The organism is Bacteroides sp. 224, assembly GCF_010500995.1.
Classification (GTDB): domain Bacteria; phylum Bacteroidota; class Bacteroidia; order Bacteroidales; family Bacteroidaceae; genus Bacteroides.
The window spans coordinates 17,095-34,830 of sequence record NZ_QVMK01000015.1; the positions used below are offsets into that span (position 1 = coordinate 17,095).

The 17,736-nt window shown below is 38.9% G+C and carries 14 protein-coding genes and 1 other RNA gene; 7 read left to right on the forward strand and 8 right to left on the reverse strand.

Translation table 11 applies throughout. The annotated features are described in order from the left end of the window. Positions 1–4: 4 nt before the first annotated feature. The 5 genes from D0T60_RS09050 (at position 5) to D0T60_RS09070 (ending at position 7,811) form a co-directional block, all read left to right on the forward strand. A complete protein-coding gene (locus tag D0T60_RS09050) occupies positions 5–1,438 on the forward strand; it encodes a RagB/SusD family nutrient uptake outer membrane protein (RefSeq protein ID WP_163217858.1) in 1,434 nt (477 codons plus the stop codon). Positions 1,439–1,462: 24 nt separating this feature from the next. Beyond that, on the forward strand, positions 1,463–2,314 hold the full coding sequence (locus D0T60_RS09055) for a hypothetical protein (protein WP_163217859.1): 852 nt from the start codon (positions 1,463–1,465) through the stop codon (positions 2,312–2,314). An 11-nt stretch (positions 2,315–2,325) separates the two neighbouring features. Next, a complete protein-coding gene (locus D0T60_RS09060) occupies positions 2,326–4,014 on the forward strand; it encodes a PKD-like family lipoprotein (protein ID WP_163217860.1) in 1,689 nt (562 codons plus the stop codon). A gap of 17 nt (positions 4,015–4,031) precedes the next feature. Next, a complete protein-coding gene (locus tag D0T60_RS09065; protein ID WP_163217861.1) occupies positions 4,032–5,384 on the forward strand; it encodes a TlpA disulfide reductase family protein in 1,353 nt (450 codons plus the stop codon). 66 nt (positions 5,385–5,450) lie between these two features. Further along, entirely contained in the window at positions 5,451–7,811 is a 2,361-nt protein-coding gene (locus D0T60_RS09070; protein ID WP_203558310.1) for a DPP IV N-terminal domain-containing protein, read from the forward strand. A 202-nt stretch (positions 7,812–8,013) separates the two neighbouring features. On the opposite strand, the gene D0T60_RS09075 is transcribed toward D0T60_RS09070, so the two are convergent. The 4 genes from D0T60_RS09075 to D0T60_RS09090 are packed head-to-tail and all read right to left on the reverse strand — an operon-like array spanning position 8,014 to position 11,983. Then, positions 8,014–8,538, reverse strand: a complete 525-nt coding sequence (locus tag D0T60_RS09075) for a methylglyoxal synthase (protein ID WP_163217862.1) — start codon at positions 8,536–8,538, stop codon at positions 8,014–8,016. After that, positions 8,535–9,572, reverse strand: a complete 1,038-nt coding sequence (locus D0T60_RS09080; protein ID WP_163217863.1) for a glycosyltransferase family 2 protein — start codon at positions 9,570–9,572, stop codon at positions 8,535–8,537. The genes D0T60_RS09075 and D0T60_RS09080 overlap by 4 nt, the downstream gene beginning before the upstream one ends. Before the next feature lie 4 nt (positions 9,573–9,576). Beyond that, positions 9,577–10,905, reverse strand: a complete 1,329-nt coding sequence (gene mtaB, locus D0T60_RS09085) for a tRNA (N(6)-L-threonylcarbamoyladenosine(37)-C(2))-methylthiotransferase MtaB (RefSeq protein ID WP_163217864.1) — start codon at positions 10,903–10,905, stop codon at positions 9,577–9,579. Between the two features lie 37 nt (positions 10,906–10,942). Continuing rightward, positions 10,943–11,983 carry a bifunctional transcriptional activator/DNA repair enzyme AdaA gene (locus D0T60_RS09090; RefSeq protein ID WP_163217865.1) on the reverse strand — a complete coding sequence of 347 codons (1,041 nt, stop codon included), beginning with the start codon at positions 11,981–11,983 and terminating at the stop codon, positions 10,943–10,945. Between the two features lie 285 nt (positions 11,984–12,268). Between D0T60_RS09090 and D0T60_RS09095 the strand changes: the two genes are divergently transcribed. Both D0T60_RS09095 and D0T60_RS09100 read left to right on the forward strand, forming a co-directional pair. Beyond that, a complete protein-coding gene (locus D0T60_RS09095; protein WP_163217866.1) occupies positions 12,269–12,586 on the forward strand; it encodes a type II toxin-antitoxin system RelE/ParE family toxin in 318 nt (105 codons plus the stop codon). Between the two features lie 6 nt (positions 12,587–12,592). Beyond that, the gene (locus tag D0T60_RS09100) at positions 12,593–12,940 is read left to right on the forward strand and encodes a HigA family addiction module antitoxin (protein ID WP_163217867.1); all 348 of its coding nucleotides are present in this window, start codon (positions 12,593–12,595) and stop codon (positions 12,938–12,940) included. 57 nt (positions 12,941–12,997) lie between these two features. Here the strand turns inward: D0T60_RS09100 and ssrA are convergent. The 4 genes from ssrA to D0T60_RS09120 form a co-directional block, all read right to left on the reverse strand. Continuing rightward, positions 12,998–13,394, reverse strand: a transfer-messenger RNA (tmRNA) gene (ssrA, locus tag D0T60_RS09105). 542 nt (positions 13,395–13,936) lie between these two features. Beyond that, a complete protein-coding gene (locus D0T60_RS09110; protein ID WP_163217868.1) occupies positions 13,937–14,236 on the reverse strand; it encodes a nitrous oxide-stimulated promoter family protein in 300 nt (99 codons plus the stop codon). Positions 14,237–14,252: 16 nt separating this feature from the next. Beyond that, complete coding sequence (locus tag D0T60_RS09115; protein ID WP_163217869.1) at positions 14,253–14,915, reverse strand: B3/4 domain-containing protein; 663 nt, start codon at positions 14,913–14,915, stop codon at positions 14,253–14,255. 30 nt (positions 14,916–14,945) lie between these two features. Then, positions 14,946–17,654: a substrate-binding domain-containing protein gene (locus tag D0T60_RS09120; RefSeq protein ID WP_239059529.1), complete on the reverse strand. Its 2,709-nt coding sequence runs from the start codon at positions 17,652–17,654 to the stop codon at positions 14,946–14,948. Between the last annotated feature and the right edge of the window lie 82 nt (positions 17,655–17,736).

The window sequence follows — 17,736 nt, forward strand, 5'->3', positions numbered from 1 at the left end:
TATTATGAAGAATAATATATATATCATACTATTTATATTCGGCTTCCTCTTTATTTCTTGCGAAAGCTGGCTGGATGTAAAACCCCAAAAGCTTACAGAAGAGGAAGAGCTTTTTTCGAGAGAACAAGGCTTTAAAGAAGCTTTAACCGGGGTTTATATCAAAATGGCATCTACCGATCAGTATGCCACTACCCTAACGTATGGTTTTATGGACATTTTGGCTCAACGCTATCGTTTCAGCAACAGTAGCTTAAATTATCAGGATCCCGATTACTACAATTTCAATTCAACTTTAAACGAATCGAGAATGAATGGAATATGGAAGAACTTGTATAACGATATAGCCAATCTTAATAATCTGCTGACATGGATCGAAAAAAATGCTTCTGTTTTAATCAGTCCCAACTATTATGAAATAATTAAAGGAGAGGCTTTAGGATTAAGAGCATTTCTACACTTTGATCTTTTAAGAATGTATGGTCCGGGTTATGACCCCGGTAAGCCTCAAGACAGAAATAATCAGTTGAGCATCGTTTACCGCACCGAATTTAACCGGGATGTATTGAACGCATCTACATTCTCGGAAGCAGGAGAACTTATTATCAAAGATTTATTGGAAGCCGAATCATTATTAAAAGAAACAGATCCTTTAGATTTCAGTTTCCCGGTGGTTTATCCCGGCGAAAATTCGAAAGACGGATTTCTGGTGTACCGCTATAAGCGAATGAATTATTATGCCGTACAAGCGCTTCTTGCCCGTGTATACTTATATATAGGCAACAAAACCAAAGCTGCGGAATATGCCAATAAAGTAATAGAGAGTCAACAATTCAAATTAGTACTGGACAATAACCAAGACAGGGTATATTCTACCGAATTGATATTCTCTTTACACGTACACAAGTTTGTAGATACAATCGAGAAAGACTTTAACGGCAGGGCCAGTTATGTGATCAACGATTACGACTTCTTCAAAGAACAAATGAATGTGGATGCAGACGGAACCAATGACATCCGCGTGCGTCCCGGAAGTGGCTTTGAATACGAAAATGGTGTCAGAGTATGCCAAAAGTTCAATCAAACAGGATTATGGTATTCTACTACCGGCACCATGCCATTAATCAGACTTCCTGAGATGTATTATATATTGGCCGAATGTGCTACCGATTATACTACTTCTTACAATTACCTGAACATGGTGCGCGGAGCAAGAGGTAGCGGCCGGGTTACTTACGACACAGAAGAAGAAAAGATGGAGCAGATTGGAATAGAATACAGAAAAGAGTTCTATGGCGAAGGCCAACTTTGGTATTTTTATAAAAGAACAGGAGCTAAGACTTTCCTTCATTTGCCGGCCGAAGTAGGTCAATTATCTCCCGATCAATATAAATTCCGCACACCCGATAATGAATCTATTTTCGGAGGAACAGTTAACTAATATCAATTCTACAAAAACATAAAAATGAAAAAGCATATAATATATTCTATACTTTTTGTGGGATTCTTTTTGGGCCACAGTTGTAGCGAACAAGATATTGCTACGTATAGTTTAACAGATGAGAGGATTAACTTTCTGGTAGAAAAACCGGGAAGCAACAACCCATATCCCGATGAGTTAGTTTACAATATTAATTTCGGAGTTTCAAAACTTGGAGAAGAGTTGAAAGACACTATTCTTAAAATTCCGGTAGAAACACAAGGGTTTACACCCGATTATGCTCGTCCGGTAGCTCTGAAAGCCGGTAAAATTGAATATGGTAATACACCCGTACTTACCTTTTCGGACTATGAAGTTAAAGCCGGAGAATTTCGGAATGTACTGGAAATAAAAATAGATAGAGCAACTGTTGAACGAGATACGGCAACCGTTTTCTATCTACAATTCGACTACGACAAAATGGACCTCCAACCCGGAGTTACCGAACGAAGTAAGTATAAGATACGCATCACCGATTATGTAAACATGGATCTTGTAAAGATGAATACGAATCTTTGGGTATATTCTTATAGTGGTTATCTTGCTACCTGGAAAATCTATGATACCGGTTATGGAAACTGGAGTAATACCAAAGCCCGTTTTATTATGACTGTAACCGGAGTAACAGATTTCTCTAAGCTCTCCCCTCCTACACAAGAAAACTGGGAAACTTGGCAAATAGAAAAGACGCCACAATTCATCAAAGTTTTAGAAGCTTTGAAAGAATACAAAAAAAAGTCTGAGGCCGATCCAAATAATTATCCTCCCTATTATGATGAAACTGCCAGTACACCGAATACATGGATTTCATTCTGGGATAGTATGACTGAAATTTAAACTTGTATAATATGAAAAAGATATTTATATTTTCAATAGGTCTGTTACTTTTAGCATCTTGCAGCGACGATAATAGTAACTATGCCTACAACGATGTAAACGAAATATTGGTAGAACTTGATGAAGTATACAAAGTTCGTTTAGAAGATACCGAATTGGTTATTCGTCCTAAAATATCTCAAACACTGTTAGACAAAAAGGAGAATCTTACTTTTATGTGGAAACACTCTACATCTTCTTCCGTTCATGCAGCAGGCTATGGAGATACATTAAGTTTAGCCGATACAGTGGCCTTAGAAATTAAGGCTACCGATAAACAATTCACCCACTATCTTCGTCTGAATATTTACGATAAAGAAACAGGCATTCCTTACTTTTTCGAAACAAGCGTAAAAGTAACCAAGCCTTATATGGGAGCTTGGATGGTGCTTCATAAACAAGAGGGAGAAACAAGAATAGGTGCAATAGAATATACGGATGGAGTAGGCATTGCAGAAAACGATGCTTATTTCAACAATACCGGCGAAAAGTTAAAGAATGATCCTATTCTTTTAGGTGTGAATAGTAGATTAACCGTAAATTATGGTACTACTGGAGTTGGTATAAATTACTACAACGCTTTCATGGTAATAACTAATAACATAGATGAATCCGGTCTCTATTTTCAAACAGAAAAGCTCAGCCAGAAAGATAAATTATCCAGAATGCTCTATGATGATCATGAAAGTGGTTTCAAAGTGGAAAAAACCACTCTGTATTCGGGAGATTTCAACGGTGTATTGTGCTTGAATGATGGGCAGTTATATCAAGGAATGACAGCCGGTTCAAGACTTTATAAAGCAAAAACAGAACAGCTTAGTGGTGAAAAGACGGTTAATCTTACTCATGCCATTAAACTGGGATATTATTCTATGTTTTATGATAGCAAGGCCAGAAGACTTTTATATTATAACTACTATAATGGCAACAAAGCGTCGGGTAATTCTACAGGAGGTTATAGTTACTGGCCTAACAGTTTTTATGAGTTAGACGAAAACAAAGCAAGTCTTCTGAACCTACCTAAACGTACTATTGATGCAGATCAACCAATTGATTTGAACTCCATTCCGGTTAATCAAGATGTAAAGTTTATCGGAGCAGGTTATCAACCTAATAAAGTAACATCCGGAATAAACAAGAATGTTATTAAATGTTGTGTGTTAGCTAATGATAATAAAGATGAGAAAAAATCATACGTATATGAAATAAATATGAATTCCATTAATGCGACGACTTCATCTCCTAAAAAAGTGTTGGAAAACTATTATACCATCGTAAGACCCAATATATTAAAGGATGATGCTAAGTTTGCTTCAAGTTGCTTCTATAACGGACTATTATTTTTTAGCGACGGCAATATAATATACCGGCTTAATTACTCTGTTGATGGGGAGAACAACCACACCTCTGTTTATCAACACTCCGGTGGTACTGTGAAAGCGATGAAATTTGCTCATTATCAGTCTGTAAGCGCAGATGCTACAAACTTAGACTACTCGGCATACGGACACGAAGTATACCGAAGTTTGGCAATTGTATACGATATGGGAGGAGGCAAATCTGATTTAGTTATTCTCAACCTCTCAAATATCGGAGATTTAGAAGGCTCTGCTCAAGTATACAAAGAATTTGGTGATATTAAAGACATTATATTCTTATAAAAACAAAAAAAGAATAGATGAAACAGATACTATTAGCTTTAGCCGCATTGATAATTATATCGTGCGGCAAAGCAGAGGAAAGCAAAACCGTTAAGATAAGCGGATCATTTAAAAACATCAAGAGCAGTTCGCTTAAACTATCTTATGCCGGATCATTAGCATTTTTATCCGAAGAGGGGTCGTATGAGTTGGCCGAAGATTCCGACAAGAACTTCGATCTTACAATTGAAATAGATAAGCCTACTTACTTTTCAATTTACAGAAACCAGCTTTACCTGACTCCGGGCGATAGTATACACATTATAGTAGAAGAAGATCCTGCCCAAAGTAGCATAACCGGAAGCAAAGGTGTTGATGCAAATACGTATCTTAAAAAACGGATTTTCCCCAAAGGAGGATCTTACTTGGATGCAGGGAAAAATCTAAAACTGGATATGAAGGAAATGCTAAACACGCTCGACAGCTTTGTAACTGTGCGCAAAGAAGAACTTGCTGCTGTAACAAACGTCAGCCAAGAGTTTAAAGAATTGGAAAGCAAACGAATTATAGCCGATTACGTTAATAGTTTCCTCTATTATCCTTCTTATAAACTCTATAAGTTGCAGGAGTTCACTCTGTCATCGGAAGAATACAAGGCCCAAACGGACGAGTACTTCGAAAACATAAAACAGTATGTTCAGCCCATTTTGGAAGATATTGCCTCCGACGACCGATACCTGGAAGTAGAAGTAGTTCGCCTTGTTCTTTATCGTGCAAGCAAGATGGATGTATTTACTGTCAATCAGTCTGATAGATTCAAAAAGCTGATCGAGGTATCTAACCAAATGGATCGGATGAAAAAAGAGCTTACTCCCGAAATTGTCAGCGAATTGCAAGCCTATGGAGATAACATCACCTACGATGATTTTAAAACACGCTATCTCAACAGACTAAATTCCGTGACACGCTTAATGGAGGGACAACCTGCACCGGATATTAAATTAACGGATATAGACGGAAACGAGAAAATGTTAAGCGATTTTAAAGGAAAAACCATCTATGTGGATCTATGGGCTACATGGTGCGGACCATGCCGTATGCAAACTCCGCACTATAAGAAATTGAGTGAGGAGTATAAGAACATTCAATTTATAGCAATCTCTATTGATGAAGATAAAAAAGCTTGGGAAGGGTATGTGAAAAACGAAGATCACGCCAATGTGATAGAACTGCTATCTACCGATCCCGACTTAAGAAACAATTGGAATGTGCCCGGAATACCCAAATTCCTGCTCATTGATGAGGACTTTAAAATTATCAGCTCAAGCGCTCCGCGCCCAAGCGAAATAGAAAAGATAACAGCTATTCTCGAAAAATACAATAAAGAATAGTAAGCAAGAACCAAGAGAGGGTGTGTAACGCACCCTCTTTGAATATTTAAAACACAGGAGGATATCATGAAATATTTATTCGGACTCATTATTTGCCTATTTGTATACAGCGGCAGCCATGCACAGAAGGGCGACTTCCAAACCGCAGAAAAGTTCATGAAGAATAAAGTGAAGCACTTAGAAGGAACGCTCAGTATTAAACCTTACTTCTTCAAAAACACAGATAAATTCTGGTATGCCTTTCAAACACCAACCGGAGAAGAGTATTTTTATGCTGATCCTAAAGCTAAAATACACCGTAAGCTACTGGATAAGAAGATATTTTGTGAAGGACTCTCAACACTTACAGGAACCAAAATAATTGAATCTGAGTTCAGTACAAAATTCTTTTATGATGATATTAATGATAGCATCCTGTATTTTCAATACAAAGGTACTGAGTTTGAATTTAACATACATACCCAAAATCTTCAAAAACAAGAGAAAAAACATTCTCAACGCTCTGTTCCTAAAAGCAATATATTTGGCAGTTATTCTCCCGACAGCACCTACGTAGTGTATGCCGAGAACTATAATATGTATATTACCAATACAAAAAAAGCCACCACAACACAACTCACAAATGATGGAGAAAAATATTATTCGTATACAGGTGGAGAGATATTTATGGGAATGAGGGCAGATGATAACCCTTATCGCACCCCTCCTCTTATTCATTGGAGTTCTGATTCCAAGTATTTTTTTCAGTTAAAAGAAGATGTCAGAAAAGTAACATACATCCCCACCATAAATATGCTGGGAGATCCTACCAAAACAAAAGATATTAAAACATCTCTGGCAGGTGCTCCCGACGTAATTCAGTTTGAACTTTGGATATTCAATACCGATAGCCTCACAGCGCGGCAAGTAAACATCAGCAAATGGAAAGACCAAAGTGTGAAACTAATAAACAGTACCGGTAAAGAAAGCCAATGGGAAGATCAGATATTTTTCTGGCGTAAGAAAAGAACAAACGATGAAATGGAGGTATGCAAGGTAGATCTCTGCACGGGCGAAGTAAAGATTCTTATCTCCGAAAAGTCGAGCCCATATCTTGCCGATGAACTTTTTCATATTGAGATTATCAATGATGCGAAAGAAATTATTTTCTGGTCGGAAAGAAGTGGTAGAGGGCATTATTACCACTACGATACCGATGGAAACCTGCTAAACACCATTACTTCGGGAAACTGGACAGCCGGAAAAATAATAGAAACCGATGAGAAGAAACGAGTTATTTACTTTCAGGCATACGGACAAGTAGCCGGAGAATCTCCCTACTATGCTCGTTTAAACAAAGCATCCATAGATGGTAAAGGAAAAGTTAAGATACTCACTCCCGAAGAAGCAACTCATAATGTGAGGCTCACTCCAAGTAAATCGTTCATTATCGACAGCTATTCGCGAGCCGATCTGGAACCACGCCATGTAGTCAGAAACATCGAAGGTAAAGAAATCTTAGAATTAGCCAAGCCCGATTTAAGTGCACTTTATGCCACAGGATGGCAAATGCCCGAACCTATTGTTGTAAAAGCAGCGGATGATTCAACTCTTCTTTACGGATATATGTGGAAACCGTTCAATTTCGATCCGGCTAAAAAATATCCGGTGATTTCGTATGTGTATCCCGGTCCGCAAACCGAATTGTTATCTCTTGAATTTAGTATTTCTGCAAGATACAATACTGCGTTGGCACAAGTAGGATTTATTGTGGTTAACTTCGGTCATCGTGGTGGGAGCCCTTTAAGAAACAAAGCTTACCATGCCTTTGGATACGGCAACCTACGAGATTATCCTTTAGCTGATGATAAATACGGATTGGAACAATTGGCAGAGAAATATCCGTTTATTGACCTTTCGCGCGTAGGAATCTTTGGTCATTCGGGAGGAGGAATGATGGCAGCAACCGCTCTCCTCACCTACCCCGACTTTTATAAAGCGGCTGTAGCAGCTTCGGGCAACTATGATAATACAATCTATAATAAACCATTTGTTGAAACCTACCAAGGAATACAAGAGATTCAAAAGGATATTAAAAAGAGAAAGAAAGATCCTGAAACCGGAAAAGATACTATCATTATTGAAAGGGAAACAAAATTCGAACTTAAAGTTGCCACCACAAGCGAGTTGGCAGGTAACCTGAAAGGTCATTTAATGCTTGTCACAGGAGATATGGACGAGAACGTTCATCCGGCACATACCATTCGCCTGGCTAATGCTTTGATAAAGGCCGGCAAAAACTTCGACTTCGTAATTTTACCCGGCACCCGGCATGCTTACAGCGGCATACCAGAAGACTTCTTCGAAAAGAAATTATGGTTTCACTTTGCCAAGCATCTGCTGAATGATTATGGGCCGGAAAGGGTGGTGGATATAAACCGTTTCTAAAAAAAAATCGCCGACCCTCACAGGCAGACGACCTCACAACACAAACACAAAATAAAACACGACAAAATCTGTAAACAGTACAAAATCTACCATCTTTTACTGTTCACGACACAAAAATAATATTTATCATTCAATGAAACAAGTATATTCATAGGAAAAAAGCAAAAAAAGACAACTTCTTTGTTAGTTGTCTTTTTCTTTTTTATTCTACATGCTTCTTTTTTCTCTTCTTCACAGATTCTACAGCTTCCTGTACCACCGGTTTGTTTTCAAAACGTTTAGTATAGTTCGAATAATCCGGTCGGATAGGTTTATATTCCGGATCTAAAAATAAAGGACTTGATATAATATGATCTGCCGTAGAGCGATTACAGCAAAATACAATATTCTCCACACTGGCCAAACGTGTCAACGCTTTAACATCCGTATCATGAGGCTGTAAGGTCATGGGATCAGTAAAAAAGAATAGATAATCTATTTCTCCATCTACTATACGAGAACCCATTTGTTGATCACCGCCCAATGGTCCTGATCGGAATATGGTGAAATTCCATGTTACTTCAGGATGCTTTTCTTTCAAAGCAGCAAGAATAAGACTTCCTGTAGTTCCGGTACAATAGAATTTATGCCCCATCAATAATTCAGAATTCCAAACAACCCATTCTATCAGGTCTTTCTTCATGGCATCATGTGCCACCAACCCTATCTTTCTTACTAAATTCTTCATCTTTCGTCAGTATTTATTCTTAATTGCGAGAAATATTTCTTTCTCCTTATATAATACTTCAGCAATATACTAAAATCCACCTTTCCCCAAACAGAATCTACAATTGTTTTTTCCAGGTTTTCAACCCTTGCCGAAGAAAAACTTTGTCGTGCCACATTAAAATCGGAGATAGCTTTAAACACTGCTTTTGCATTCTCTATTTGTCCTTTCAACAAAAAAGAAAGACCTGCAATATAATCGAGCCAACGCCTTACCAGCATAACTCTTGACAATTCATTAGCAGGAAGATTCTTATATAACATTACAAGATTATTACGAAAGTTGAGATACGTTTTTTGTGGATTCTCTTTTTTCAATGTGCCGGCTCCTACATGGTATACTACACTTTCAGGAATACACGCCACTTCCAAACCACGCGAACGAAATCTCCAGCAGAGGTCGATTTCTTCCATGTGTGCAAAAAAACGCCCATCTAATCCACCAGCTTCATGATACTCTAACAAACGAACCATGAGGGATGCTCCCGTTGCCCAAAACACAGGAATAACCGAATCATATTGACCATTGTCTTTTTCTACAGTATTCATCACTCGTCCCCGACAAAAGGGATAACCATATTTATCGAGAAATCCGCCACAAGCTCCGGCATATTCAAAGCTATCTTTATTGCGCCAACTACGTATTTTAGGCTGACAAGCAGCAGCTATAGGATGTTCGTCCATATACTCAATCATTGGTTGAAGCCAATTTTCAGTTACTTCTACATCCGAGTTAAGCAATATGGCATATTCTGCTTGTATTCGGTTTAAAGCAATATTATATCCATCAGCATAGCCATAATTTTCATCAAGTGCAATTATTCGAACAGAAGGGAATGCCGTACGAACCATAGAAACAGAAGCATCTGTAGAAGCATTATCTGCCAAATAAACTGTTACGCCCTCCATATCGGAATACTTCACTACAGAAGGAAGAAACGTATGTAACATTTCCATTCCGTTCCAATTTAAAATGACTACTGCTACCTTATCCATTGTATTATTTATCGTTTTGCAAGATAGTTCCCCGGAGTGCAGTTTCATCATGATTGAATCCTTGTAGGCATAGAGTTACCATCTTATTATCAAGTGTTTTATCATTTTCCAGTTCCACACGTATATAGTTTTCCGTAAAACCGTGCATAGGCGCACCACTTTTAGACTTTTCCATTAATGCTTTCACTGTGTCGCCTATATAACGTTTATAAAACTCTTTTGTTTTCGAATCTGATAAGTTTAACAACTTTTGACTTCTCTCTCGCTTTTCCTGAGGAGACACCACATAATCTATCTTCAGGGCTTGAGTTCCGGCACGCTCGGAATAACTGAAAACATGAAGCTGTGTAATATCTAAAGAAGCAATAAAATCGTAAGCGCGATTAAAGTATTCTTCTGTCTCACCTCTTGTACCAACAATTACATCTACTCCAATAAATGCATGAGGCATAATTTCTTTAATTTTCTTGATTTTCTGCGCAAACAATGCAGTATCATACCTGCGGCGCATTAGTTTCAATACTTCATCGCACCCACTCTGCAAAGGAATATGAAAATGAGGCATAAAACGCTTTGAACAAGCCACAAATTCAATGATCTCATCCGTAAGCAAATTGGGCTCGATAGAAGAAATACGATAACGTTCAATTCCCTCTACCTGATCCAATGCTTTAATCAAATCAAGGAAACTCTCTCCTGTACTCCGTCCAAAGTCACCTATATTAACTCCTGTCAATACGATTTCTTTGCCTCCTTCGTCTGCAACTTTCTCTACTTGTTTCACCAATGACTCAATAGTTCCGTTGCGGCTTCTTCCGCGGGCAAAAGGAATTGTACAATAAGAGCAGTAATAATCACACCCATCTTGCACCTTCAAGAAGTAACGTGTACGGTCGCCTTGCGAACAAGAAGGCACAAATGATGTTATATCTTTAGTGGTAGTGGTATATGCTTCTCCTGTTTCGTTCTTATGCAAATTACCCAAATACTTAAAAATATCTTTTTTCTGTTCAGCGCCAAGTACAAGATCGACTCCTTCTATTTGAACTATTTGATCCGGTTTCAGTTGAGCATAACATCCTGTTACAATTACAAATGCATCCGGATGCTGTTTAATCATCCGATGAATTGCTTGACGGCATTTTTTGTCGGCCATCTCTGTTACAGAACAAGTATTTATAACACAAATATCGGCTTTTTCGCCTTTCCGGGCAGTACGAACTCCAACATCAGTCAGTAATTTACCAATAGTAGAGGTTTCGGAAAAATTCAGTTTACAACCTAATGTATAATATACAGCAGTTTTATTTTGAAATACAGTAGTATCAATCATAACGTGTCTTTACACAAATTTCGTGCAAAGGTACATATTATTGAGATATTCCTCTTTCAAACTCCAACAATTTCTTTTTCCTCCACATTCCCCCTCCATAACCTGTAAGAGAACCATCGGCTCCAATCACCCTGTGGCAAGGCAGTATAATGGAAATTTTATTCTTCCCGTTCGCATTGGCAACAGCCCTTACAGCAGAAGCCATACCCAAAAGTTCGGCCTGCTTTCCATAAGTTGTTGTGCAGCCGTATGGTATCTGCAGCAAGCTAAGCCACACTTTTTTCTGAAATTCCGTACCTGCTAAATCCAGTGGAATATCGAAGACTTTGCGTTCACCTTTGAAGTACTCATCCAATTGTTTTCGAAGTGTATCAAAGTGCGGATTTTCGCCCTGTACAAGTGGAGCTTTAAATGTTTCACTTAATTGCCGGAACTCCAAATCAATCAATTTATAATCTGCAAACTCAAACATGCAAATACCTTTACTCGTTGCGGCAGCAATCATCAGCCCCAAATCTGTTTCAATATATGCAATATTAACAATTTGTGTATTCTTGCTTTTCTGCGGAGAAGCACCTATAACACTTTTGAACATGCTATTAAAACCACTCAACGAATTGTAACCCGAATCATGCGCTACATCCATTACATTTTGTTCCGATTGTATGCGTTGAAAGGCATTATTCGCCCGATACATTCTCTGATAGGCATGAAAGGTTTGTTTGTAGTTTTTCAGAAACCACCGACGCACTTGATTTGGTTCTAAATTCAATTCCAGCAAATCGGAATCTTTTATCTTAACCGAAGGGTTCTCCTCCATGTATTTCAGCAACTTCTTAATTCCATCGGGCAAATTTCCTTGTTTTTCCAATGGTTTGCAGACTTTACATGGCCGATAACCATTAAGCATAGCTTCGCTTGCAGAAGGAAAAAACTCACAGTTTTCCAACTTGGGCTTAGCGGGACAAGTGGGACGGCAAAATATACCCGTTGTTTTCACTCCAACTATAAATACACCTTCAAAAGAGCTGTCTCTTTCAAGAAATGCTTTGTAAAATATATCTCTTTCCGTTTCCATCTCGCTTATGTTAGTTCCATTGCAAAGTTAAAGCTCTATCGGGTTTTATGCAACCGAAAAATAGACAATATCATTATTCAAGGAATATTAGGGTGTTTTATGCAAATCTAATCGCAATACTTGATACCATATAGTACAAATATAGAGTACCTAAAGAGTTCGTAATATTGAAAGAGAGAAATTTCCTATAACGTTTCATACAGACAAGGCACAAAACAATATTCACTCTTTTTGTGAATTCATTAAAATAAGTATTATATTTGTATCACTAAAAGATGATAAACAATGGTAGTAACTTTTGAGGAAGATTATTTGTTGGAACTATATGAGTTCGGGAAATGCAGCGACAAGAAGCACCGATACCAACCGGAAATAGTTCGCAAGTATCGATTTTGTATTGATACACTTGTAGCTGCTCCGTCGGTTGAATTACTGTACCGCATCAACTCCCTACGCTATGAAGTTCTCAAAGGTAATAAGGCTGGCATTTCCTCTATAAGGGTAAACAACCAATATCGGATAGAGTTTACTGTTAGCAGCGAAGATATGGAACCTGTTATTACCGTGTGCAACATCTTAGAATTGTCAAACCACTACAAATGAAATGATATGATTACACTTAATGGCATAGATCCTAAAAGGATAGCAAACAACATAATACCCTTTGAACCTACACACCCAGGGGAATTACTCAAAGACGAATTGCATGAGCGAGGAATATCACAAAAGCGATTTGCAGAAGTGGTAGATGTGCCCTATACTGCATTGAATGAGATACTGAATGGGAAACGCCCTATGTCGGTAGATTTCAGCCTACGTGTTGAGGCTGCCCTCAATATTGAAGCTGACCTATTTATCAATATGCAGACACGATATAATACACAAACTGCTCGAAAAGATAGTAACCTATCGCAGAAACTGGAAAAAATACGAAGTCTTTGTGCATCGTTACTATAACACACCCACAATACTTGTGAACTTAATCTAAAAAAAGCGCACCATTTAAGTGCGCTTTTGTGGACCAGGAGGGAATCGAACCCTCGTCCAAACGAGGAAACCATAAGCTTTCTACATGCTTATCTTTGTCTAAATTTTCGTGTATAAGCAGAACCAAAGCCATCAACTTATACCTTATCCTCTAAAGTTTCATTTGCAATTCGAGGCCATTGCAAACTATCTCCGATTTAACTGCACCACTGAGCCGGAATACTTCGAAGCCAGAGCTTCCGAGTGATGTCTCGTCCCAACACCTTGTATCGGGATTAAGTTAATCTACTGTGATTCGATTAAGCAGCAAGAGCGTAGTTATTTTCGCCAGATAAAATTTTAGTAACTGAGATTAAAGTGCCAATCACTGACGCACTGCATGCTTACATACCATTTCTACCCGCTGTCAAATCCAGTCTAGCCCAGATCATTCTAACTGATTAGAAATCAAAAGATTACAAAGACTCATTTAAAGGTGAGGGACAAAAAGTGAACTTATTCCTCATAAATTCTCGCAATCTTTATGCAAAGATAGTCTTTAATTTCAATTTATCAAAATGTTTTATACATACACTTAAAAACCGTTTAAACCTTATGAGATTGGTCTCATAGTTTTTACTAACTATTTGAAAAATTTTTCCACACCCGGGTGGAGCACTCTTCTCCATCCGGGTGTATAATTCACTTACACCCAGGTGTGGAAGACGTCTCCACCCGGGTGGAGAAAGAAGTTTAAAACTATATCCGAATTCAAGACAATATGCCATTTTTCAAGTGTGACACTTGTGACACTTCCGTGATGCTTTTTAGAAAAGTGTCACCCTCTATTTAATCCTGTAAATCAACCTGTTAGAACGATTGTGACACTTGTGACACTTTTTGATCAAAAAAATCACTCTGAACGCTGAAAATGATTCTTCAAATTTTGAATGTACGCACAACTTCATCGCAAACAAAAAATCAAAACTACTTCCTAATTAAATGCAATATCGCCTCCTTAGGATGATAAAGCAGCATTCTTGGCCCTGAGTACCTCATCACGACTCTCATTTTCTCGCGCATGACCGGTTTATAGCAATGTACCGTGCAATTCTTACAGCTTGTTTTTTCTTCGCCAAACGGACATCTATCTAAACGGGTATATGCATAAGCAAGCAACTCCTTACAAGAATCGCATAGCTCCGGATTCTTCTCTTTCTTTCTACAGTATAATCTAATCATAATTTCTACTGTTCGCTTTTCTTGCTCTATATGTGATTTCTGCATGTTTGGAATTTATAGACTAAAAGTAAGTAACGGTTCCACCATCCGATTCAGCATATTGTATTAATAAGTGTTGAATCATTTCAGCAGCTTCCTTTATTCCTGTATTTCCACTGTATCCGTTGACGATTGCTAATATATGAGTAGTTTCGAGCCTCATCTTTGTGCGTTCTTCATCACTGGTTGGAGTGCCGATTCCTCCGATCTGATCTCTGTATACGGGCAGCCCTTCAATATTTAGTATGCCGCGACCGATTGCCTCAAAGGATTCACCAGCTTTCCCTACCCCAAGTTCCAAGGAGGTTCCTTGAATTTTATCTGCATCGAATCCACCAATGGAATAGCCTGTTCGCAGAGAGACAAGGTTTATTAAATCAACCAATGTATCTATTTGATAAAGAGGAATATTACGTACTAACCTTCTTCGCAATGCTTCGGCAGATGGTCTGTACCGATTGGGATCTTTACCACATTTCTTATAGACTTCTCGTGTGGCAGCAATGGCTGCTTGTTTTTTGATGTCTTCTATCTGAGTGGATGCCAATAGTTCTTTGGTAAAAGCATCAATCTCTTCCCACATTTTTTCATTAAAAGACGTATTCTTTACTGAGGCATATACAGCAGCTCCCACAAATTGAGGGCAAACTTCTTTTATTTCGTTTGATACAGTTATAGTAAACATTCTATTTAAACTTTAAGGATATTTCTTTATTCACCCCTTCCTCTTCCTTACTCCCTCCGACGGACTCTCGCCATACTGCTCTTTATAACACTTTGAGAAATAGGAAGGCGAAGTAAACCCAACTTCATAACAAATCTCGGCAATGGTTAATTCTGTAGAAGCCAACAAAGATGCAGCCTTCTTTAAACGTGTCATCCGAAGCAGCTCGTTGGGAGCATAATTGGTTAGCGATTTAATTTTCCGATATAGTTGCACCCGGCTCAAGCCCATTTGTTTGCCGATATCCTCTACATTCAGAGCTGTATCGCTCATTTGTTCTTCGATCAGGGTTTTGAATTTATCGACAAACTCTTTGTCCATATCGCATACGTTTTCGCGGGTTATGATCTCGTTGTCGCTGAATGCGCGCTTAATGCGATGGGCAGAGTCTATCAGGTTGCGAATACGCGATTGAAGCACCTGTGAGTTAAAAGGTTTGGAGATATAAGAGTCTGCTCCGCCATCATAACCTTTGATGCGTTGCTCGTCGAGGGAACAGGCAGTAAGCAGGATTACAGGGATGTGACAGGTTTGCAATTCGCTTTTTAGGCGACGGCAACATTCTATGCCATCCATTCCGGGCATCATTACATCGGAGATGATAACATCGGGCACGTATTTCATGGCTTTGCGGATACCCTCTGAACCATTGGCAGCTTCAATAACGGAGTATTCTGTCTGTAACAAACTGTGGATATAAATGCGGATGTCGGCATTATCATCAATAACCAGAATGGTGGGTTTGGAGGGATCGTAAGTTTCTTCTTCGCTATTTTCTTCTATCAAAAGCTCGGGTAAAGAAGAGAAGGATCGTGTTTCTGTTTCTGTGAGATATTCTGTATTAACAGGAAATTCCACAGTAAAGACTGTTCCCATGCGTTCGTCGCTCTGTACGGATATGGTTCCTTCATGCAGTTCGACAAAGGCTTTTACAAGAGCCAGACCTATACCGGAACCGGAATGGTGCATATCTATTTTATAAAACCGATCGAAGATGCTTTTAATGTGTTCGGATGAAATAAGACTTCCGGTATTGGCTACTATTAATTGGTAAACACGACGACCATCTGCTTGTATAATATCATTGAGGCGAACGGATATTTTTCCATTCTCGGGAGTGAATTTAAAGGCATTGGATAAGAGATTGTAGTAAATTCGCTCCATCTTCTCCATATCGGCTTCCATATAAAATTGCGTATCCGGAGTAAAATCGAAAGAGAAGTGAATGTGCTTTTTGCGGGCTGCTGCCAGAAATGCGCCATTCCATCCTTGCAAAGATTCTGATAATTCCAACTTAACAGGATTAAATTCGAGTTTTCCGTTTTCGTATTTACGGAAGTCGAGTATCTGGTTTACAAGCCGCAGAAGGATATCGACATTTCTTTTCACCATCCGGAGAAGTTGTGATTGTTCCTGAGAGAGAGATTTATCTGTCAGCAGATGTTCTACAGGGTCGGCTACCAGAGTAAGCGGAGTTCGAAAGTCATGTGAGATATTGGTAAAGAACACCAGTTTGGCATGTGTAGCCTCTTCCAGTTGACGAGAAAGTTCGATCAGTTGATCGCGCTGCTGCTCCAATTGTTCTTTTTGCTTGGACAACTCTTTGTTCAAGCGGTTTTTAGAACGGAGCGAACTGTACACAACTATCAATAAACCTGCAACTAATAATAAGATTATCAAACTACCATAAAGTACTACTTGTTGAGTGGCAAATTGGTAAAGATATACATCAATTTTGTCATTGAGGGTTTTTATTTTATTATCCAGTTCGGATATCTGATTGGTTTGCAGTGTCATTACATGGGCATTGGTAGCATCAACTACGGCGGTAGTCAGAAGGGTTTCGCGTGTATACTCGCGGCCTTCCAGTATATCCATGGCAATCTGAATAATTTTGTCGCCACCTGTGGGATAAATGAAGGTGGCATCCAGAACACCTTTCTCTACCATGTCGACTCCGTATCCTTCGCCGGAGGTGGCATCTATGCCTATAAAGTTTATGTCGCTGTGCCTGCCGCGCTTCAATGCTGTTTGATAGGCTCCGGAAGCCATGCGATCGTTTTGTGCATACAGTACATCTATTTGATTGAAACGAGACAGGATGGTGTCCATCTTTATTTCGGCTTCTTCGCGAAGCCAGCCGGCATCTTCTTTACATAGAAGTTTGATGTCGGGATAATGACTGATAGCGCTCATAAACCCTTGATGACGGTCTAAGGCAGGAGTTGAGCCTGTCAGCCCGGCCAGTTCGGCAACGGTGCCTTTGCCCTTGAGCATGGAAGCGATGTAGTTTCCTACGCTTTTGCCTATTTCGTAATTGTCGGCTCCTACCCATGCGGTGTATTTGTCGGATAGGATCATGCGGTCGAATACAATGATGGCAATGCCTTTATCGAATGCTTCTTCTACAATAGCAGTCATAGGAGCAGCCTCGTTGGGAGCAAGTACTATTAAATCGACTCCTTTATCTATAAAGTAACGGATATCTTGCTTTTGCTTTTCGGTATCGTCTTTTACGGTGCGTATCTCTACTTCTACGCCATCATAAAACATGGCTTCGCGCAGGATTTCCTGGTTTACCTGATTTCGCCATTCATCTTCGCTGCATTGCGAAACGCCTATTTTGTATCGGGGGGTATCGCTACCACAGGAACATAGGAATAAAATTAACGTAACTATCAGTATTAGATTTCTGGACATAATTTGCATAGTATTATAGATGCAAATATAATTAATTTATAAGACGCACATCTCCCAAAAGTAAAATTCCGGAAAATTAAAA